Annotated in this window: 21 protein-coding genes and 1 tRNA gene; 14 read left to right on the top strand and 8 right to left on the bottom strand. The window is 43.4% G+C overall.

Annotation, left to right across the window (positions count from 1 at the left end; genetic code table 11):
* The first annotated feature begins 110 nt into the window (after window positions 1-110).
* Entirely contained in the window at window positions 111-518 is a 408-nt protein-coding gene (hisI, locus tag A3739_RS23335; protein ID WP_068482893.1) for a phosphoribosyl-AMP cyclohydrolase, read from the top strand.
* A 73-nt stretch (window positions 519-591) separates the two neighbouring features.
* Here hisI and A3739_RS23330 read toward each other — a convergent pair whose 3' ends face one another.
* Complete coding sequence (locus A3739_RS23330; RefSeq protein WP_068483446.1) at window positions 592-1,296, bottom strand: FKBP-type peptidyl-prolyl cis-trans isomerase; 705 nt, start codon at window positions 1,294-1,296, stop codon at window positions 592-594.
* A gap of 119 nt (window positions 1,297-1,415) precedes the next feature.
* Window positions 1,416-1,907, bottom strand: coding sequence for a peptidylprolyl isomerase (locus tag A3739_RS23325; RefSeq protein WP_068480409.1), 492 nt, complete (start codon window positions 1,905-1,907; stop codon window positions 1,416-1,418).
* 207 nt (window positions 1,908-2,114) lie between these two features.
* Between A3739_RS23325 and A3739_RS23320 the strand changes: the two genes are divergently transcribed.
* Genes A3739_RS23320 through A3739_RS23310 form a run of 3 tightly spaced genes read left to right on the top strand, consistent with a single transcriptional unit; the run spans window position 2,115 to window position 4,578 of the window.
* Entirely contained in the window at window positions 2,115-2,471 is a 357-nt protein-coding gene (locus A3739_RS23320; protein WP_197469386.1) for a YbaN family protein, read from the top strand.
* A gap of 15 nt (window positions 2,472-2,486) precedes the next feature.
* Window positions 2,487-3,422, top strand: coding sequence for a ribosome biogenesis GTPase YlqF (gene ylqF / locus A3739_RS23315; protein WP_068483442.1), 936 nt, complete (start codon window positions 2,487-2,489; stop codon window positions 3,420-3,422).
* A 46-nt stretch (window positions 3,423-3,468) separates the two neighbouring features.
* On the top strand, window positions 3,469-4,578 hold the full coding sequence (locus tag A3739_RS23310) for a YafY family protein (RefSeq protein WP_068483439.1): 1,110 nt from the start codon (window positions 3,469-3,471) through the stop codon (window positions 4,576-4,578).
* Between the two features lie 9 nt (window positions 4,579-4,587).
* Here A3739_RS23310 and A3739_RS28955 read toward each other — a convergent pair whose 3' ends face one another.
* Together A3739_RS28955 and yfbR are read right to left on the bottom strand one after the other, a co-directional pair.
* Window positions 4,588-4,734 carry a hypothetical protein gene (locus tag A3739_RS28955; RefSeq protein WP_156493583.1) on the bottom strand — a complete coding sequence of 49 codons (147 nt, stop codon included), beginning with the start codon at window positions 4,732-4,734 and terminating at the stop codon, window positions 4,588-4,590.
* Window positions 4,735-4,856: 122 nt separating this feature from the next.
* Window positions 4,857-5,441, bottom strand: coding sequence for a 5'-deoxynucleotidase (yfbR, locus tag A3739_RS23305; protein WP_068480578.1), 585 nt, complete (start codon window positions 5,439-5,441; stop codon window positions 4,857-4,859).
* A 52-nt stretch (window positions 5,442-5,493) separates the two neighbouring features.
* On the opposite strand from yfbR, the gene A3739_RS23300 reads away from it, so the two are divergent.
* Window positions 5,494-6,090 carry a DNA-3-methyladenine glycosylase I gene (locus A3739_RS23300; protein ID WP_068483436.1) on the top strand — a complete coding sequence of 199 codons (597 nt, stop codon included), beginning with the start codon at window positions 5,494-5,496 and terminating at the stop codon, window positions 6,088-6,090.
* A 32-nt stretch (window positions 6,091-6,122) separates the two neighbouring features.
* Window positions 6,123-6,668 (top strand): DUF924 family protein, encoded by a 546-nt coding sequence (locus A3739_RS23295; protein ID WP_068483433.1) that lies wholly within the window; start codon window positions 6,123-6,125, stop codon window positions 6,666-6,668.
* Here A3739_RS23295 and queE read toward each other — a convergent pair.
* The 3 genes from queE to A3739_RS23280 are packed head-to-tail and all read right to left on the bottom strand — an operon-like array spanning window position 6,665 to window position 8,341.
* The gene (queE, locus tag A3739_RS23290) at window positions 6,665-7,312 is read right to left on the bottom strand and encodes a 7-carboxy-7-deazaguanine synthase (RefSeq protein ID WP_068483430.1); all 648 of its coding nucleotides are present in this window, start codon (window positions 7,310-7,312) and stop codon (window positions 6,665-6,667) included. The two genes, A3739_RS23295 and queE, sit on opposite strands and share 4 nt — an antisense overlap.
* A 40-nt stretch (window positions 7,313-7,352) precedes the next feature.
* Window positions 7,353-7,883, bottom strand: coding sequence for a DUF4124 domain-containing protein (locus A3739_RS23285; RefSeq protein ID WP_068474608.1), 531 nt, complete (start codon window positions 7,881-7,883; stop codon window positions 7,353-7,355).
* Window positions 7,880-8,341: a DUF2390 domain-containing protein gene (locus A3739_RS23280; RefSeq protein WP_068483426.1), complete on the bottom strand. Its 462-nt coding sequence runs from the start codon at window positions 8,339-8,341 to the stop codon at window positions 7,880-7,882. The genes A3739_RS23285 and A3739_RS23280 overlap by 4 nt, the downstream gene beginning before the upstream one ends.
* Before the next feature lie 79 nt (window positions 8,342-8,420).
* Here A3739_RS23280 and A3739_RS23275 point away from each other — a divergent pair, with 79 nt between their 5' ends.
* Both A3739_RS23275 and A3739_RS23270 read left to right on the top strand, forming a co-directional pair.
* Window positions 8,421-10,340 (top strand): ATP-binding cassette domain-containing protein, encoded by a 1,920-nt coding sequence (locus tag A3739_RS23275; protein WP_082878568.1) that lies wholly within the window; start codon window positions 8,421-8,423, stop codon window positions 10,338-10,340.
* A gap of 172 nt (window positions 10,341-10,512) precedes the next feature.
* Window positions 10,513-11,565, top strand: a complete 1,053-nt coding sequence (locus tag A3739_RS23270) for a GGDEF domain-containing protein (RefSeq protein WP_068503016.1) — start codon at window positions 10,513-10,515, stop codon at window positions 11,563-11,565.
* On the opposite strand, the gene A3739_RS23265 is transcribed toward A3739_RS23270, so the two are convergent.
* Window positions 11,562-11,906, bottom strand: a complete 345-nt coding sequence (locus A3739_RS23265; protein ID WP_068474055.1) for a HopJ type III effector protein — start codon at window positions 11,904-11,906, stop codon at window positions 11,562-11,564. The two genes, A3739_RS23270 and A3739_RS23265, sit on opposite strands and share 4 nt — an antisense overlap.
* A gap of 81 nt (window positions 11,907-11,987) precedes the next feature.
* Here A3739_RS23265 and A3739_RS23260 point away from each other — a divergent pair, with 81 nt between their 5' ends.
* The 6 genes from A3739_RS23260 to A3739_RS23235 all read left to right on the top strand — a co-directional run bounded on the left by A3739_RS23260 (window position 11,988) and on the right by A3739_RS23235 (window position 17,867).
* On the top strand, window positions 11,988-13,142 hold the full coding sequence (locus tag A3739_RS23260; RefSeq protein ID WP_068474058.1) for a GNAT family N-acetyltransferase: 1,155 nt from the start codon (window positions 11,988-11,990) through the stop codon (window positions 13,140-13,142).
* Window positions 13,143-13,286: 144 nt separating this feature from the next.
* Complete coding sequence (gene rpsU, locus A3739_RS23255; protein WP_068451124.1) at window positions 13,287-13,502, top strand: 30S ribosomal protein S21; 216 nt, start codon at window positions 13,287-13,289, stop codon at window positions 13,500-13,502.
* 15 nt (window positions 13,503-13,517) lie between these two features.
* The gene (locus A3739_RS23250; protein ID WP_068474061.1) at window positions 13,518-13,973 is read left to right on the top strand and encodes a GatB/YqeY domain-containing protein; all 456 of its coding nucleotides are present in this window, start codon (window positions 13,518-13,520) and stop codon (window positions 13,971-13,973) included.
* Between the two features lie 62 nt (window positions 13,974-14,035).
* Window positions 14,036-15,751, top strand: a complete 1,716-nt coding sequence (gene dnaG / locus A3739_RS23245) for a DNA primase (protein ID WP_068474065.1) — start codon at window positions 14,036-14,038, stop codon at window positions 15,749-15,751.
* A gap of 114 nt (window positions 15,752-15,865) precedes the next feature.
* Entirely contained in the window at window positions 15,866-17,680 is a 1,815-nt protein-coding gene (gene rpoD, locus A3739_RS23240) for an RNA polymerase sigma factor RpoD (protein ID WP_068474067.1), read from the top strand.
* Window positions 17,681-17,790: 110 nt separating this feature from the next.
* Window positions 17,791-17,867, top strand: a tRNA-Ile gene (locus A3739_RS23235).
* Window positions 17,868-18,356: the final 489 nt, after the last annotated feature.

Genomic DNA, 18,356 nt, shown 5'->3' with positions numbered 1-18,356 from the left:
TTATTGATGTGTCATCTAGCATTCGCCAACTTTAATATACTTACTAAATTTCAGAGCATGTGAGCAACTCTTTCATATGCTCTATAGCCTCGAAGCAGCGAACGACAAATATGAAAGCATGGTTTAAAGAGATTGAAGCGCAAGAAGAGGGAACAACATTCCCTATCGCGACCGTCATTGAGGAATTAACCTTTGATGAGCAAGGGTTGATTCCGGTAATTGCGCAAGATGCTGAGACTAAGTCGATTTTGATGTTTGCTTGGATGAATCGCGATGCGCTAGAAGAAACTATCGCTACTGGACGGATGTGTTACTGGTCTAGGTCGCGCAAAAGTCTTTGGCGAAAAGGGGAGAGTTCTGGTCATGCTCAGCAATTAAAAGAATTGCGCACCGATTGTGATGGTGATGTTTTGCTAGCAATGATTGATCAAACAGGAGCGGCGTGTCATACCCACCGAAAATCGTGTTTTTATCTGAAATTTGGCGAAAAAGAAGTTGAGATTAATACTGAGTTTTAGCACCAGATTTGGCTTAGTTCAGATAGTAAAAAGGCGACCTAATGAGTCGCCTTTTATATTTATAAGCGTGTGCTTATTTCGCTATTTCAATCAACTCAACTTCAAATAGTAAAGTCTCATTAGGTCCGATTGAGCGATTACCTTGTGGACCATATGCTAGATCAGCAGGAATATACAATTGCCACTTTGATCCTGTAGGCATTAGTTGAAGCGCTTCGGTCCAACCTGCGATCACGCCATTTAACGGGAATGTTGCTGGTTCACCTCGACTAACAGAGCTATCAAATACTTCGCCACTAATAAGGCTGCCGGTGTAATGCACTGTTACAGTATCTGTTGCTGCAGGTTGAGGGCCTTTGCCTTCAGTAAGAACTTTGTACTGCAAACCGCTTTCTAGCGTCACTACGCCTTCTTTATCTTTGTTTGCGCTCAAGAACTCTTCGCCAACAATTTTATTCGCTTCACTAAGTTTTTGTAGTTCAGCAATTTGCTTTTCTTGCATCTCACGCTGATATTCACTCAAGGTTTGAGCTATCTCGTCATCAGTAAGCAATTGAGGTTCATCGTTAAACGCACTTTTCAGACCATTTGCGAACTGATCTAAATCGATATCTTTGAGTTCGTTGCGCATGCGCTGACCAAACATCACACCAAAGGCATAACTGACTTTTGCTTCTTTACTTTCAAACTTAGCAGCGCCGTCTTCAGCTAGTGTAACTGGACTCATTCCAATAAGACTCGCAGTTAGTAAAGGCAAAGCGATTTTTTTTATGTTCATAGTTCTGTTTCCATTCATTTGATGTCAGCCTGAACAGTAGACGGGCAGACATTTTCTTTGAGACCCAAAACCTTAAGGCTTTTGCAGAGGATCTTCCAGAGTCGCAACATTAGGGCTTGTTAATGGTGATGGCCGCCTACACCATGCGCGTGACCATGTGATATTTCTTCTTTTGTAGCTTCTCTAATAGAAATGATTTCAATATCAAACGTCAGATCTTTGCCTGCGAGAGGGTGGTTCGTATCAACATCGACATTGAACTTGCCTGCTTTAACAACCGTGGCCTGGCGAGCACCTTGTTCAGTATTGATGCCAACCGTCATCCCCGGTTTTAATCGCGCTAACTGTTTCTTGTCTCCCATTAAATGTTTAATAAGGACTCTTTGTACTGCGTTTTCATGGCGTGTGCCGTATGCTTTTGCTGCAGGCACTTCAGCGGAAAATATGTCGCCCATGTCTTTCCCTTCCATCTCTGACTCGAGACCCGTAATAATATTCGCATGACCATGTAAATAAGCCATCGGATCGCCGCCATGTGAACTTTCAAGCTCCTCACCGTTGTGGCTCAAACGATAATGAAACTGAACAACCATATTTTTTGAAACTGTCATATAAATTTCTCCGTCTGCAATATTGTAATGTTTCGTCGCGATAGCACCTAAGGTCGTACGAATAAATCCGAAAATAGTGAAATAAATCAGGTGATATCTGGCATTGGAACTAGTATCGCTACGATGAGTATTTGGTACTATTGTGATTCAAGAGAAGCAACATGATTGTAGTTTGTAGTAATGGATAAAGTTCGGAAAAATATAATAGTGCGATGGGCCTTAATTTCTGTCGGCTTTATCTGTGTTGGTTTAGGCATAATAGGCTTGTTTGTTCCAATGATGCCTGGCGTTGTATTTTTACTTATTGCTGCTTGGTGTTTTGCGCGTTCATCAGAACGCTTTCATGATGCATTATTGAGTCATCCCCAGTTAGGGCCTCAAATTGATGCGTGGCATAGTGGAAAAGGTTTTCAAAGAAAATTGCGCATGCGCATCCTAACAATTATGTGGATCAGCATGATTGTCTCGATGTTTATAGCGGCAATATGGTGGGTATGTATTATCATCGCGGTCTGTGGTGTGTGCACCACACTCTATATTCTCAAACAACCTGTTTACGATTAATAAGAAGGCAGCCTAATGGCAATTAATTGGTTCCCGGGCCATATGCACAAAGCCCGTAAGGAAATCAAAAAAGTAATGTCTGACGTTGATGTCGTCATTGAGTTACTTGATGCGCGTATTCCGTTTAGTTCATCAAACCCTTTGGTTGGAAATCTGCGCGGTGAGAAGCCAGTGATTAAGCTTCTTAATAAGGCTGATCTTGCCGACCCAAAAGTCACCGAAGCTTGGCAAGCGCATTTAGAAAAAGATAATGCGGTAAAAAGTTTGGCATTGAGTGCCACCGCTGACGGCAAAATTAAGATGATCGCAAACCTTTGTCGCAAACTCGCTCCTCATAAAGTCGATAGCGATAAAGGTATTAGTGCGATGATCATGGGTATCCCGAATGTAGGGAAGTCGACCTTGATCAATAGCTTGGCTGGAAAAACAATCGCTAAGGTCGGTAACGAACCTGCTGTGACGAAAAGACAGCAAAAAATTAAGCTCGATAATGGCATTACCCTTTCCGATACCCCCGGTATTTTATGGCCAAAGCTTGAACCCGCAACGTGTGGATATCGTTTGGCGAGCACCGGCGCCGTAAAAGATACAGCGATGGAATATGAAGATGTTGCATGGGAATGTTTAAAAGAGTTCAGAGTGCTTTATCCAAATGCTTTAAAAGATCGCTATGGTTTAAGTGAGTTTGGAAGTGACGAGTATGAATTGCTTGAACTTATCGGTAAAAAACGTGGTTGTCTAAAAAGTGGTGGTATGGTTGATGTTCACCAAGCAGCAACGATTTTTTTACAAGACTTACGGAGCGGCAAACTAGGACGCGTCACTTTGGAGACGCCAGAAATGATGGAAGCCGAAATGGCTGAATTTCGGGCCATGCTTGAGGCAAAACGTGAGCAAGAAGAGCTCGCTAAGAAAGAGAAAGAAGAACGTTCTGGGAAGCGCACTTCTTAGTTGTCTCAAGATCATCAAAATAATAAACGAGTAATAAGATTTAAGTATGGAAACCTTTCTTCGACGCTTGGAGATTTTACGTTACCTCCAACAGCGTAATGCTGCCAATCTTGAACCTGCGGGTACGGATCAAATTATTCAACATTTGATCGATGGAGAGTATGTGGGTGAAGAGGAGCGCGATGAGAAAAGTTTGATGCGCTTAATTCAGAGAGATTTAAAATTTTTGTTGGGCGAATACGACGAAGAAGATGATAGCTATTTCAATCACTTTGATCTCCGCTCGATTCGAGGCCAACGTAAAACATTACTCTGGGAAGTCAGTCCCTATCACGATGTGAGTTACGAGTTCGAAAAAATGCCATCGTTTATGGCGCTCGCGCTAACTCTGACGCGTAAACACTTGAATCAGGTATTACCTAGCGCAATTCAGAATGATCTTGCTCAGCTATTTTTTAATGCTGAGCATAAAATGAAACAAAGCGAGAGAAAGCTGAATGACAAACAGTACACTCGCTTGAGTAACGCTGTTGAGTTTTATCAGCGTGGTCAAAGCCTACGTACACCTGATTTCGATATGCACACGCTCGATAATATTTATCAGGCAATTTTAAATGGCCGGCGCGTTAAGTTTGCATATCAAACCTCTAATGGTCGAAAAGAATATGATGTTCATCCTTTTGGTGTGACGATCATGCTTCCCAAACTCTATCTTGTTGGTGTCAAAGATGATGATGCGCGCGATGGAAATTTAGAAGAGTTTCGAACCTTTTTGATTCACCGTATTGAAGATTTAGAGGTTTCGCGATTTTCAAATGCAGTTCCAGAAGACTTTAAACTCAAAGAATATCTGGATGCAGGAAATACTGATGTTCTTGTAGATCGTGACGCAAATAGCTATGACTTAGAGGTAGATCTCTACATGCAAAGAGGCAGTCATTTGTTGCGTGATCTGCAAGACAGTCCTCTAAATGAAACGCAAAGTCTTAACGAGATATCTGATGGGCATTGGCGTTTATCCGCTAGGGTAAAACACACCGTGCAATTGAGGAATTGGCTGCTAGCGTTAGGCGCTCAGGCAAAGGTTACTGCTCCACAGGTCATACGAAATGAGCTGTCGGATTACCTCAGCGCCATGCAACAACACTATACATAACATACCAGCTTAAGAGATTGGCTCGACCAATACTAAACGCATGGCTTTCCCTTCGAAGATTTCATTGATGGTTTCTCTCACGCTGTGAATGTTGTCAGCTTGGACGCGGAAACGGAATTTAGTGCCTTTCTGAGTAAATGCATTAACACGGAACATAATTTTTCTCCTGATGATTGATGGCGGTATTGCCTATCGACAGGAGTAAATATATCGCCTAAAACGACCGGAAATGTCGCCATGTCTAGGGGCAATTAAATAATGCTGATATTCAAAGAATTTTATTTCAGTAAATGATCGAGACTTAATGCATATGCCGGTGCAAAGTTTTCGAGGAAGTAGAGTACTTCTGGCTGTTGTTCCTCGTTCAAACGTTTGAGTATTTCTTGTGCTGCATGCTCAAACTCTTTATTTCCAGCACGCAATTCTGCTTGGCATTTTAAGAGGGCAGATAATCTATCGGCCGCTTTCAATAAACGTTGATATACCTCGGGTAATTCATGCTCTATTAATACACCTTTAAATGCTTCATGCATTTCTGTGGGTAATAGATTGAGCAGTTCTTTTTCGGCGCGTTGCTCCACGCCTTTGTATGCATTTCGCATGGCCTTACTGTGATATTTGACCGGTGTTGGCATATCCCCCGTGATGACCTCAGTGGCATCGTGATACAGACCACAAGTCGCTAATTTATGAGCATCAATCTTATTGTTAGGATTTTGGTTGTTATGTATCACGCCTAAGACATGCGCCAGTGTGCCAACTTCCCAAGAATGGGTTGCAACATCTTCGGGAATGGCATTGCGCATTAGACTCCAACGCTGGATCCAGCGAAGACGGCTGATATATGCAAAAAAATGACTCATAATTTTATTCGCTCTTTGAAACAGTATTTACAATAACAAGTGGAGTTTGACCATGGCAAAAAAGGATCACAAGACAATGCAGCGATGTGGCTGGTGTGGAGACGACCCAATCTACCAGCACTACCATGATACCGTCTGGGGACGGCCAGTTTACGATGATCAAACTTTGTTTGAAAAGCTTTGTTTAGATGGCCAGCAAGCAGGACTAAGTTGGATAACGATTCTGAAAAAGCAAGCGACATACGAAGCCGCCTATGATGGGTTCGATGCGAAAAAGATTATCCAATATGACCAAGCTAAACGTGATGCATTACTTAATGATCCAGGAATCATTCGGAACAAACTGAAGGTCGAGTCGATCATCAAGAATGCTAAAGGCTTTCTAGAGTTTGAAAAAGAAGAGCAAAGTTTTAGTGAATTCTTGTGGGCATTTGTGGGTGGTGCGCCAATACAAAATACATTTAATAGTCTTGATGAGGTGCCTGCTGAAACAGAAGAATCAAAGGCTATGTCAAAAGCGCTTAAAAAAAGAGGTTTTACCTTTGTTGGTCCGACTATCTGCTACGCTTTCATGCAAGCCGTTGGCATGGTCAATGATCACCTTCAAGCTTGCCCGTGTTGGGAGGAATGCCGACAAGAAAGTATGTAACAGTTTAAAGCGCCGAAGGATGGGAGTTTGTTATGGATAAGAATATTGAAAACGTACTGCACTTTTGGTTTGAAGAGTTGGAGCCAAATCATCATTGGATCAAAGACGCTAAGCTCGATGAGGATATCGACAAACGCTTCGGTCAGTTAAATATTGAGGCTAAAAACGGCGAGCTTGCCCATTGGCGTGATTCAGCAGAAGGGCGTCTAGCTGAAATCATTATTCTTGATCAATTTACCCGTAACATTTATCGCGATGAGGCAGATAGTTTTTCTCGTGATACCTTGGCGGTAACACTTTCTAAAGAAGCAATTAATCTAGGTTGCGATAAAGAGTTGAGCGTGACGCAGCGAGCGTTTATCTATATGCCTTTGATGCATAGTGAAGAAAAAACCGATCATGAACTGGCTTTGCAGGTATTTGATCAAGAAGGTTTAGAAAACAATTTAGACTTTGAGAAACGTCATTTTCGTATTATTGAGCGCTTTGGGCGATACCCTCATCGAAATGCTCTTTTAGGTCGCGACTCTACCGAGCAAGAGGTTGAATTCTTAACTCAGCCGGGCTCTTCGTTTTAATCAATATTCAGAATTTTGTGGGTTTGCAGCGTCAGTCGCCACTGAGGGTTTGCGAGACAATAATCTAGCGCGAGCTGAGTGTTAAACTGCTTTACTGAGTCCTGCTTGCTTTGTTCGAGTGGATTTGCTTTAGGCGATAAGAAAAAATACTCGCAATCAAACGCTTCAAACTGTTCAGGTTTGGCAAGTTCCTGAGGGAATACCAGTTTTAGTTCATTCGCTCGAGTCAATTTTAGTGTTGCGTCTGCTTTAGGGCTAATGCAAATCCAATCAATGCCTTCTGGCGCTTCTAAGGTACCGTTTGTTTCGATCGCAACCTCAAAGCCAAGTGAATGCATTTTATCAATCAAGGCTTTATCTAATTGTAATAGAGGCTCTCCACCCGTAAAAATCACGTAGGGCTCTGAGCGGCCGTTCTGATCTGCGCTTGGCCACATCTCGTAAATGGCCTTACTCAACTCTTCTTCATTAGCGAATGTGCCACCATTTTGGCCATCAGTACCAACAATGTCCGTATCGCAAAAATCGCAGATGGCATCGGCTCTTGAATCTTCTCGTCCATTCCAGAGATTACATTTACTGAAGCGACAGAACACTGCAGCACGTCCTGCGCGTGCGCCTTCACCCTGTAAACTATAAAACATCTCTTTAACTCTATACGCCACGTTCCGAACCCTGATGTAATTAATCGGTGACGAGCTGATGCAATGCTCGATTACGTTCGTTCATGAGCTGCGCTGCGTCGCGCGCATTCTGCATTACTTCAGTCATATTTTCGAGTGTTGGTTGCGTCATACTTTCAGACGTAGATAAGGTGGGGGATGTATTAAGGTTTGAAGAGTCGTTTTGATAGGTTTTATTGATCAGACTTGGATCCATACCTGAGATCGTTTGGAGTGCTTCGGGTTTCAGTTGCGCACTTTGTACATTCTTTTGATTGGATGGTTTTTCATCACTGAAATGCCACTGCCCATGTTCGTCTTGCCAACGATAATATTCTAGAGAGCTCTTTGTCTCGGAAGCATTGTTCACCTGAGACTCTTTAGGTTCATCTGTGTAGATGCCACCAGAGCTAGGTGTAATGGCGCTTATTAGTTTGTCTGGCATTTCTTTAATATTGAGAAAGTCACCACCGGCTTGATAGTCTGCATAAAACGGTAAACTTAGTGCACCCACTAAAATAATGACAGAAAACAAGCGATACACCCATTTCACAGAATAGTCTCCAACATCTTTTTCAAAGAAGGCTCTGACCAGTTAACGCGGCTACCTAGTCTCAAATTCTCCTTAAGTGTAGCTGTTAATTCTTCGGATTCTGGCGCAATCTCTAATCTGAGCTGACATAACTGGCCTTGGTAGGCTTTTTCTGCTGCAAGCTCCGCATCGAGATAGTGCTGTTTTAAAGATGAGTTGCCATAGTGATTAGCCCGTTGACGGAGCTGCCGCGTAGGCTTAATTAAATCGAAATAGTAATCTTGTTGAATTTTAAGAATTTGCTCTGCTTGAGATCCCAATCTTTTTTTCTGTTTTGATGACCAAAGTGCAAACAGACATAAATTGATATCCAGATCCTTATGATCTTGAGCGTGCATTAGTATGTTCTTAATGTCTTCTTGCTTCCAAAGCATTATTGAAAACTGCCAGAAGTGTTCAGCATTATTATCTTTGTTCATAATCTAGAGCGTCAATGCGTTGATGTACGCGCTATTATCCGCTACCTTGCGCGGCGAGTTCTACCTGAAGTGATGATTCATGCTTAAGATTACTGAAATGACACTGCGTCGAGGCCCTGAGCCGCTGCTTGAAAACGCAGACGCCAACATAGCGGATGGACAACGCGTTGCGATTGTTGGGGCGAATGGCGCGGGTAAAACGAGTTTATTCAAACTTCTGTTGGGTGAATTGTCGACGGATGCAGGTGCTTACCATTTACCCGGTAATTGTCGCATTGCGCATATGGCGCAAGAAGTCGAAAGTTCCGAGCGTTCGGCGCTTGACTATGTCATGGATGGACACCATGTTTTTCGCCGCTTGCAAGAACGCCTGGAGCTCGCGCAAGAGCAAGAAGACAATCATGTTATTGCTAACATCCATGGTGAACTCGAATCGATCAATGCCTATCAAATACCCGTTGATGCCAAAAAACTCTTACACGGATTAGGATTTTCAGAAAGCGAGTTATATTCGCCCGTTGCAAGCTTCTCTGGTGGTTGGCGTATTCGACTGAATTTGGCACAAGCACTAATGTGCCCATCCGATTTACTGTTGTTAGATGAACCAACTAACCACTTGGATCTTGACGCCATGCTTTGGCTCGAGCAATGGCTGAAGCGCTATCAAGGCACACTTCTATTTATCTCGCACGATAGGGATTTCATCGATGCAGTAGCAACGAGTATCTTGCACTTTGAGCATCGTCAGTTACATCAATATACCGGTACTTATTCAGACTTCGAGCGACTAAGAGCCGAGAAGCTAGCGCTACAGCAGTCACAATATGCCAAGCAACAGCAGCGTATTTCTGAGATTCAGTCATTTGTAAGTCGCTTTAGAGCTAAAGCGACAAAAGCCAAGCAAGCCCAAAGTCGTTTGAAAGAGCTTGAACGAATGGAACTCATCGCGCCTGCACACGTTGATTCACCATTTAGTTTTAGCTTTCCTGAATCAGATAAAACGTCTAGCCCTTTGTTGAATTTGTCTCATGTAGATCTGGGCTATCAGGATACAAGCATTATCCATGACTTCTCATGTGCAATATTGCCGGGCCAACGCATTGGTCTGTTAGGGCCAAACGGGGCAGGTAAGTCGACTCTAATTAAATCATTGGTTGATCAACAAACCTTGTTACGAGGCGAGCGAACGCACGGAGAGCATTTACACATTGGTTACTTTGCTCAGCATCAGCTGGAAGCGCTTGATATGAATGCGAGTCCAATTTTGCATCTACAAAGACTCACGCCATCGGCAACGGAACAAAGCATTCGTAATTTTTTAGGAGGCTTTAATTTTCGAGGTGATGATGCGACCGGCACTATTGAGAAATTCTCCGGCGGAGAAAAGGCGCGATTGGCGCTTGCAATCATTGCCTGGCAAAAACCTAATCTACTGCTTTTAGATGAGCCAACTAACCATTTGGATTTAGAGATGCGCCACGCTTTAACGCTGGCACTACAAGAGTTCTCGGGCGCCATCGTGGTGGTGTCTCACGATCGTCATTTGTTAAAGAATACAGTCGATGATTATTGGTTGGTCGCTGAAGGTAAAGTCGATACCTTTGAAGGCGATTTGCAAGACTATGAGCGTTGGTTAGAGGGATTTCATCGACAGCTTCAAGAGCCCGATAATTCTGAGTCGAATACGCTTAGTGAATCTGCTGGTGAGACCAGTGAACAGCGTAAAGAGCGAAAGCGCCAAGAAGCCGAAGCGCGCAAAAAGTTAAGTCCCTTGAAGAAACAGTTGGCCAAACTAGATGCAAGCTTAGAAACGCTACAAAGTGAGTTGTCGGCCATTGAGAATGAGTTGGCATCTCCTTCTATTTACGATGATGAAAACAAGCAGCGATTAAAAGCCTTGCTTGAAAAGCGTGGCGATCTAAGCACTGAAGTAGAAGAAATTGAACTGCAATGGTTTGATCTACAAGAACAGATCGAAGAGTTAGAAGACCGAAATTAGCAACATTAATTTTATAAGAATTTGCATTGCGTTAACAAAACTCGCATTGAGAAGATTCAGTACGCTGACATACTCAATAAGTTAATGAGCAAAACCTCGAGCAAAAATACCAACTTGCAGAGCGATGCTTTCAAATGTATTCAGGATGTATTGAATGATAAGTGCCTTGCCTATGACAAAGCAGGAACATAGCGGTTTAGTGTCGGCCAAACTGGTCGTAGATTTGCTTTGCTATTTAACTGTTCCGCTGTTAATGATTTTCGGCACGAAATCATATTTAACAGGGCACGAAACATACGGCTTAAGTCTTATTGGTTTTTCGGGTTTAGTGCTTTCTAGTTTCTTTGCCTATAAGTTCTTTGGACGCTGGCGCTTTCATCGTAATTTTCTAGCAACATCCTATACCTTTTTTTATTTCTATCTACTTATCTCTGGTGGAGAAGGCGGAACCGGTATCTACTGGCTCTATGCCTATCCACTTCTCGTGTTCTCAATTATGGGGATGCATGTTGGGACATTAGTGCTTGCCGCTATTTTAACAGCATCGGTGTTTATCCTATTTCTGCCAGGTATGTTCGGCCTAGAGTTGGTATACAACAGTAATACGAAGATGCGTTTCATTGGCTCAATGATGTTTGTCACGATCATGGCGTACACCATGGAGAGGGCTAGAGTGTCAGCTGCTTTAGCGCATTCGAAGGTGAGTAAAGCTTTAGAGGATCTAGCGAGAACAGACGAACTGACAGGATTGCTGAATCGTCGTGGCGTTTCTGAACGTATCGATAGCGAACTGATTCGTTCTCAACGAGAAGGGCAGGAATTTAGTATCGTTATCTGTGACGTTGATTACTTCAAAAAGATAAACGATCGCTTTGGCCATGATGTTGGCGATCAAGTACTGGTGCAGCTAGCAGAAAAATTGCAAGCCACAGTTCGAGGAAGTGATAGCGTCGCGCGGTGGGGCGGAGAAGAGTTTATTGTTTTACTGCCGAATACGAGTATTGAACAAGCGTATCAATTGATCGAACGGATTCGTGAATCTATTGAGCAAGAGCGATTTATGTATTCTTCGCGTCGCGTGAAGGTTTCGATTAGCTGTGGTTTAGCTTCAACTAAGTTCTCGTCAGGCTTTTCTGGGCTTCTTAAAGCGGCAGATATCAGTTTGTACGAAGCAAAAGAAGAAGGGCGAAACTGTACTCGCCCTATTATCAAAAAAGCGTCTTAAGCGGCGCTTAAGCTTTCGCCTTCGAACGCTACGCCTTCCCAGCCAAATTCGATAAAGTTTCGAATATTTTGGTGATCAGTCCCTTCTGGGTTTTCGAGCACGTCTTTTCTGTAGAAGTCTCCAAACAAATGCAGCGCGAGCTGTGCATCCAGATTCTGGCGTTGCGCGTATGCCAATAACTTACAAGAGCCCTGATTTTCGCCTAGCTTGTTTTCTTGGTTTCCTACCTTAAATGCAATAGGTGTGAATGCGTAATTTTCTTCAATCACCGCAATACTTGTTTTAAAGTCAATGGACTCAGGTGATTGGCGCAATTGTGCTAAAAACTCTTGTTCTGTCATGTTTTGATGTCTCCATATTGAATGGGCGTGGAGCTTATCAAAAGTGTGCAAATCTAAACAGTAAGTGGCGTAAAAGACGACATGGATATACGGATTAAATTCCCAACTCAATTGAGTGATATTAACGAACAAGAGTTTGATAGCTTATCTGATCCTGATCAGCCTTTTATGCGCTATGCCTTTTTAAAGGCATTGGAATTGTCTGAGTGTGTGTGCGCGAAAACTGGCTGGGAGCCTTATCATTTTTCGGTGTGGACGAAAGGTGGCCGTTTGCTTGCATTTTCCCCGGTCTATAAAAAGCGTCATTCCTACGGGGAGTATGTGTTTGATTGGGCATGGGCAGATGCCTATGCGCGCCATGGTTATAACTATTACCCGAAGTTGCTGGCGAGTATCCCTTTTACGCCTTCTGTCTCTGCACGTATTTTGTTTGACGCTACCGCAATCAAATGGGCCGAGCTGGAGTCTCTATATTCTCAAACCATAGAAAAGCACTGCCTTGATCATGACTTTAGCTCTGCGCACATATTGTTTCCAGATGCGAACCACTCTGAACATGCTTCAGAACTTTGGGGGCATCGAAAGGGGGTGCAATACCATTGGTTTAATAAAGGCTATCAAAACTTTGAGGATTTCTTAGATTGTTTAAGTTCGCGCAAACGGAAGAATATTCGTAAAGAGCGTCGCCAGTTATCTGATCAAGGTATTCACTACCAATGGATTGAGGCGAACGCTCTGAGTGAAGGTCAGTTTGAAGACTTCGTGGCCTGTTATCAGAGTACTTACCATGTCAGAGGTCAAGCGCCATACTTGAATAGAGTGTTCTTTGAACGCTTATTCCGTTCAATGCCAGAACACTGTTTGCTTTTGTTTGCGTTTGACGCTGACGAAAGAGTGATCGCTAGCGCGCTGTTTATTAAAGGTGAATCGAGCCTATATGGGCGTTATTGGGGAGCATTAACAGGCATTCCTTTGCTGCATTTTGAAGTGTGTTATTACGCAGGTATTGAGTACTGTATTGAACATGGTTTGAAGCGTTTTGATGCAGGAGCTCAAGGTGAACATAAATTACTGCGCGGATTTGAGCCGGTGACGACGCATTCTTTGCACTATATACAGCACCCTGAATTTCGCGGCGCAATTGATCGATTCTTAGATGAGGAGCGAGAGCATATTGAGCAGTTTAATGAGGATGCGAAACGTTGGCTGCCCTACAAAAATGTGAGCCATAGCTGAATTTTAAGCACATTTATGAAAAGGCTTTACTTGGTTAAAAAATAACATTAGAATTCGCGCCCCTAAACAAACTGCGTTAAAAACCTCTTAACGGTGGTTTTAAGCAGTTAGAACGAATTTTTAAACGTACTAATGGTAATTTGAATGCCTTCTGTAAAAGTTAAAGAAAACGAGCCATTTGATATCGCTCTTCGTCGCTTTAAGCGCTCTTGCGAAAAAGCTGGTGTATTGTCTGAAGTTCGTCGTCGCGAGCACTACGAGAAGCCAACAACTGTTCGTAAGCGTAAAGCAGCTGCAGCGGTTAAGCGTCACGCTAAGAAAGTTCAGCGTGAACAGCGTCGTTTCGAGCGTCTTTACTAAGATCAGTAAACGCTTATGTCCCAAAATGGGCTGAAGGCCAGCATTAGCTCAGCAATGAAAGACGCTATGCGCGCTAAAGAAAAAGAGCGCCTAGCAACTATTCGTCTTATCCTTGCTGAGTTCAAGCGTATAGAAGTCGACGAGCGTATCGAATTGGATGACGCACGTTGCTTAGCTGTATTAGATAAAATGCTAAAGCAGCGAAAAGACTCGTTTACGCAATACACAGATGCTGGTCGTGATGACCTTGCCGACGTGGAAGCAAAGGAAATTGAAGTGATTCAAACCTTTCTTCCTAAAGCATTATCCGAAGACGAAATTAATTCGTTACTCGAAGATGCTGTTAGCGAATCTGGCGCAGAGTCAGTTCGTGACATGGGTAAGGTTATGGCTATTCTCAAACCACAGCTACAAGGTCGAGCAGACGTTGGCGCAGTGAGTGGTCTAGTAAAAAAACGTCTATCAAGTTAATCTGCTACCGCTACATTTTTTAAGTGCCTCTACTTAAAGTTTCTCTATCGGCGGAATAATCTATGGCAGGTCAAATTCCTCAAAGCTTTATTGAAGAACTGCGCGAGCGAGTGCCGCTTGTTGATGTTGTTTCTTCAAGAATCAAGCTAAAGAAAGCTGGAACTAGCTACAAAGCCTGCTGCCCATTCCATAACGAAAATACTCCCTCTTTTAACGTCAATGCGCAGAAGAATTTCTATCATTGCTTTGGTTGTGGTGCGAGCGGTGATGCGATCTCATTCTTGCGAGAGTATGACAATCTCAATTTTGTTGAAGCAGTAGAAGAACTTGCCAAGATCGCGGGTGTTGAAGTGCCGCGAGACCAGCGTCTGCAGCAAGCATATGACGAAACGAAGCCATATTTTGAAGCTTTAGATGCCGTAGATAGGCGTTATAGAGAAGCTCTCGCTAATCATACCAGTAAAGATGTCGCACAGCGTTATATAAAAATGCGCGGTTTAAGTGATGAGGTGATTGAGCGTTTTGGTATCGGTTATGCGCCAGCTGAACGAGATTTTGTTGGAGGTCAGGCGGGAGACCGGCAGCTTGCTAAGCTCGTTGAAATGAAATTGGTCTCGCAAAAGTATGAGCGACCTTTTGATCTGTTTCAGAACCGTTTGATGTTTCCTATTCGGAACATGCGTGGCAAGACTGTTGGTTTTGGTGGAAGAACCTTAGGCGACGATAAAGCAAAGTACATCAACTCTCCCGAGTCTCGTGTTTTTCACAAAAGTAACGAGATTTATGGGCTGTTCGAAGCATCTAGAGCCCTTAGAAGTATTGAAAAGCTTCTTGTTGTTGAGGGTTACATGGATGTGGTTTCTCTTGCTCAGCACGGGATTGATTATGCTGTAGCAACTTTGGGAACTGCGACTAACGCAGAAAACTTAGGTCAGCTATTACGTCGCTGCAAAAAACTGATTTTCTGTTTTGATGGTGATGCTGCGGGTATGAGAGCTGCTCAAAAGGCGATGGATAATTTGCTGCCGATGTATGAAAACGGCATGCAATTTAGCTTTTTAATTCTCCCTCAGGGAGAAGATCCTGACACCTTAATTCGCGAAGAGGGTGCGGATAATTTTGAGAAACGTATCGAGCGAGCTTTACCGCTTTCTGAGTTCTTTTTTCAGGTTCACACGCAGGGCTTAAATCTTGATTTGCCAGAAGATCGGGGCGTTCTTCGTAGCAGAGTGCAAGAGATCTTAAATGATTTACCTAAGAGTGCATTAAAGTCGGGCTTGTGGGACCGTCTTAAAGAGCTAACTAGTCCGCGTAAGAAGTTTTCTGAGCCGGGGCGTCAAGTGACACGTGAGAGCTCCGAGATTCGTGTAATTCGTACTAAAGATATCGCGATTTGTTTAGGACTATACTTCGCTCCAGAAAGACATCAGGCACTCAATGATTTAGACATTACCTTCCAGTCTGAAACAGCGGCGATGTTTGTTGGGTTCATAACCAAGTTTAAGATCATGTCGCAGCAAGATTTGATGTATCAACTTGCCGTTGATCAGCAAGGTTATCGCGAGCGATTTTTTGATTTGTTTTCGGGGATTGAAGCGATTCCAGAGCCTGATATCGCGATTGAAGAATTAGATTTCATAATAAAACGCGCAATCGAACAAAAAAAACGTGTTGATGCGCTGCGAGCAGCTAAGCTTATAACATCACCCGATCAACTAACCGACGAAGAGCGCAGCCAAGCTCAAGCAGTAACCACTCGAATATCTGAGCGTCTTTAATTGTTAATAAGCTTGATTTCTGTGTTTATGATCGCACTTTTCCTTTGTGGGTGATTAATTATTCCGTATAATGGCCGACTATTTTTTAATCGGCCACCAGACAATAGGGTGAACATGCCAACAGATTCACAACAGTCGCGTTTAAAAGTACTGATTGCTCGCGGTAAAGAGCAAGGGTATTTGACTTACTCTGAAGTAAACGACCACTTACCTGAAGATATTGCTGATCCGGATCAGGTTGAAGACATTATCCGCATGATCAATGACATGGGGATTCAGGTAGTAGAAACAGCGCCAGATTCCGACTCTCTTCTTATGTCCGACGGCGACTCTACTGATGAAGTAGCTGCCGCGGAAGCCGCCGCAGCACTTGCAGCAGTAGAAACAGAAGCTGGACGAACCACTGACCCTGTTCGCATGTACATGCGTGAAATGGGTACTGTAGAACTTCTTACGCGTGACGGCGAAATTCGTATCGCGAAACGTATTGAAGAAGGCTTACGTGATGTGATGGCATCACTTGCGCATTTCCCCGGTTCGGTTGCTTCTATTGTCGCTTTGTATGATCAAATCGTAGAAGACGAAGGTCGTCTTACAGATGTATTAACTGGCTATCTTGATCCAGAAGCGGAAGCGAATATTCCTGTTCCTGTAAATCCTACCGAAGCGAAAGAAAATTCTGATGATTCGGACGATGAAGAGGAAGAAACAGATAACGGTCCAGATCCAGAAGAAGCGCGAGAGCGTTTTGAAGCGATCCGTGTTCAGTTAGACAAAGCGCTTCGTACTGAAGAGAAGCATGGCCGTGCAAGCAAAGAAACAATCAAAGAGCTTAACGAGTTAGGTGAGCTGTTTGCACCTCTTAAGCTGAATGCTAAACAGTTCGATTACTTGGTAGCTTCTGTTCGTTCAGCGAACGATGTGGTTCGTGTGAATGAGCGTAATGTCTTGTCGATTTGCTCTCGCGAGTGCGGCATGGATCGCAAAGAGTTCATTAAACGTTTCCCTGGTAATGAAGCGAATTTAAACTGGGTGAACGAACTTCTCGAAGAGAAGCATGCCGCTTCTGCCAAACTTGATTTGTACAAAGATGAAATCGTACGTTCGCAACGTAAGATTGCATTTATTGCAGAAGAAGTTGGATTGACGGTCGCGCAGTTGAAAGACGTGAACCGTCGTATTTCAATCGGTGAAGCGAAGGCGCGTCGTGCCAAGAAAGAAATGGTCGAGGCGAACTTGCGTCTTGTTATCTCGATTGCGAAAAAATACACCAACCGTGGTTTGCAGTTCCTTGATCTGATTCAGGAAGGCAACATTGGTTTGATGAAAGCCGTAGATAAGTTTGAGTATCGTCGCGGTTATAAGTTTTCTACTTACGCAACTTGGTGGATTCGTCAGGCGATTACGCGTTCTATTGCAGACCAAGCGCGTACAATCCGTATTCCAGTGCACATGATCGAAACGATCAACAAGTTGAATCGTATTTCTCGTCAGATGTTGCAAGAAATGGGCCGTGAACCAACGCCTGAAGAGCTTGGTGAACGCATGGATATGCCGGAAGAGAAGGTACGTAAAGTACTCAAGATCGCTAAAGAGCCAATCTCTATGGAAACACCAATCGGTGACGATGAAGATTCGCATCTTGGTGATTTTATCGAAGATACTATGGCTGAATCTCCAGTGGATACAGCAACAGGTGAAGGTCTTAAAGAAGCAACACGTAGTGTTCTTTCTGGTTTGACTGCACGTGAAGCGAAAGTACTTCGTATGCGTTTTGGTATTGAAATGAATACGGACCACACTTTGGAAGAAGTTGGTAAGCAGTTTGATGTAACGCGTGAGCGTATTCGTCAGATAGAAGCCAAAGCGTTGCGTAAATTACGCCACCCAACGCGCTCTGATCATTTACGCAGCTTCTTAGACGAATAATCGTCTAGCAAAGTTTAAAGGGGCGCATTATAATGCGCCCCTTCTTCATTTAAGGCTCTCTTAGATGAAGAGATCCCCTTCGCTCATTTTCGAAAGAGCAAAGCAAGAATGGGCCTTTAGCTCAGTTGGTTAGAGCACCCGACTCATAATCGGTAGGTCCCCAGTTCAAGTCTGGGAAGGCCCACCATTTTTGCTTGAATTTTACCTCTTATGGTCTTCTAGGTTACCAAATTTGGCCATATGCCTTAGCTCACCTAGCATTGATTCCCTGACTTGGAGTCCGTGAACAAAAAACGTTGTTAACAAAGTTTGAAAGGTCATAGTCTCAAGATAGACAGAAGCGGCTGTTAGTGCTTCGCAGTTCACGATGCCCGCTTCGAAGAAGATTGCAGACCTTAACGCTTTGACCGCACCTGCTTCGAGAGGTCGAGTTGTGTTGGTTCAAATTATATCTACAGGTCGCCTGTGATAACCGCACGAGGGGCGGGTATCATTGCTTATTCTTATAAAGCTCTGATTTTAAAGGGGTAATGAATTAGCAAATGCGTATTCAATACGCATTTGCTAAAGAGTGTGCGCAATTTGAAAAAACGGAAGTCTCATAAGTCTATGATTATTAATGAATTGATCGTTCCGAAGGTGTTAACCTAATTGAAAAGTGATACCCGTATCGGGT

The sequence above is a fragment of the Oleiphilus sp. HI0067 genome (assembly GCF_001635735.1).
Note: the sequence above shows the minus strand (reverse complement) of the source record. Positions and strands in the feature narration are given on the sequence as shown.

What these genes read in the sequence shown, in the direction of transcription:
- A3739_RS23325 (WP_068480409.1), bottom strand. Translation starts at nt 1,907, where the DNA reads ATGACAGTTTCAAAAAATATGGTTGTTCAGTTTCATTATCGTTTGAGC.
- A3739_RS23265 (WP_068474055.1), bottom strand. Translation starts at nt 11,906, where the DNA reads ATGACAGAACAAGAGTTTTTAGCACAATTGCGCCAATCACCTGAGTCC.
- queE (WP_068483430.1), bottom strand. Translation starts at nt 7,312, where the DNA reads ATGTTTTATAGTTTACAGGGTGAAGGCGCACGCGCAGGACGTGCTGCA.
- yfbR (WP_068480578.1), bottom strand. Translation starts at nt 5,441, where the DNA reads ATGAGTCATTTTTTTGCATATATCAGCCGTCTTCGCTGGATCCAGCGT.
- A3739_RS23295 (WP_068483433.1), top strand. Translation starts at nt 6,123, where the DNA reads ATGGATAAGAATATTGAAAACGTACTGCACTTTTGGTTTGAAGAGTTG.
- A3739_RS23270 (WP_068503016.1), top strand. Translation starts at nt 10,513, where the DNA reads ATGACAAAGCAGGAACATAGCGGTTTAGTGTCGGCCAAACTGGTCGTA.
- A3739_RS23275 (WP_082878568.1), top strand. Translation starts at nt 8,421, where the DNA reads ATGCTTAAGATTACTGAAATGACACTGCGTCGAGGCCCTGAGCCGCTG.
- A3739_RS23250 (WP_068474061.1), top strand. Translation starts at nt 13,518, where the DNA reads ATGTCCCAAAATGGGCTGAAGGCCAGCATTAGCTCAGCAATGAAAGAC.
- dnaG (WP_068474065.1), top strand. Translation starts at nt 14,036, where the DNA reads ATGGCAGGTCAAATTCCTCAAAGCTTTATTGAAGAACTGCGCGAGCGA.
- A3739_RS23310 (WP_068483439.1), top strand. Translation starts at nt 3,469, where the DNA reads ATGGAAACCTTTCTTCGACGCTTGGAGATTTTACGTTACCTCCAACAG.
- hisI (WP_068482893.1), top strand. Translation starts at nt 111, where the DNA reads ATGAAAGCATGGTTTAAAGAGATTGAAGCGCAAGAAGAGGGAACAACA.
- A3739_RS23300 (WP_068483436.1), top strand. Translation starts at nt 5,494, where the DNA reads ATGGCAAAAAAGGATCACAAGACAATGCAGCGATGTGGCTGGTGTGGA.
- A3739_RS28955 (WP_156493583.1), bottom strand. Translation starts at nt 4,734, where the DNA reads ATGTTCCGTGTTAATGCATTTACTCAGAAAGGCACTAAATTCCGTTTC.
- ylqF (WP_068483442.1), top strand. Translation starts at nt 2,487, where the DNA reads ATGGCAATTAATTGGTTCCCGGGCCATATGCACAAAGCCCGTAAGGAA.
- A3739_RS23330 (WP_068483446.1), bottom strand. Translation starts at nt 1,296, where the DNA reads ATGAACATAAAAAAAATCGCTTTGCCTTTACTAACTGCGAGTCTTATT.
- rpsU (WP_068451124.1), top strand. Translation starts at nt 13,287, where the DNA reads ATGCCTTCTGTAAAAGTTAAAGAAAACGAGCCATTTGATATCGCTCTT.
- rpoD (WP_068474067.1), top strand. Translation starts at nt 15,866, where the DNA reads ATGCCAACAGATTCACAACAGTCGCGTTTAAAAGTACTGATTGCTCGC.
- A3739_RS23260 (WP_068474058.1), top strand. Translation starts at nt 11,988, where the DNA reads ATGGATATACGGATTAAATTCCCAACTCAATTGAGTGATATTAACGAA.
- A3739_RS23280 (WP_068483426.1), bottom strand. Translation starts at nt 8,341, where the DNA reads ATGAACAAAGATAATAATGCTGAACACTTCTGGCAGTTTTCAATAATG.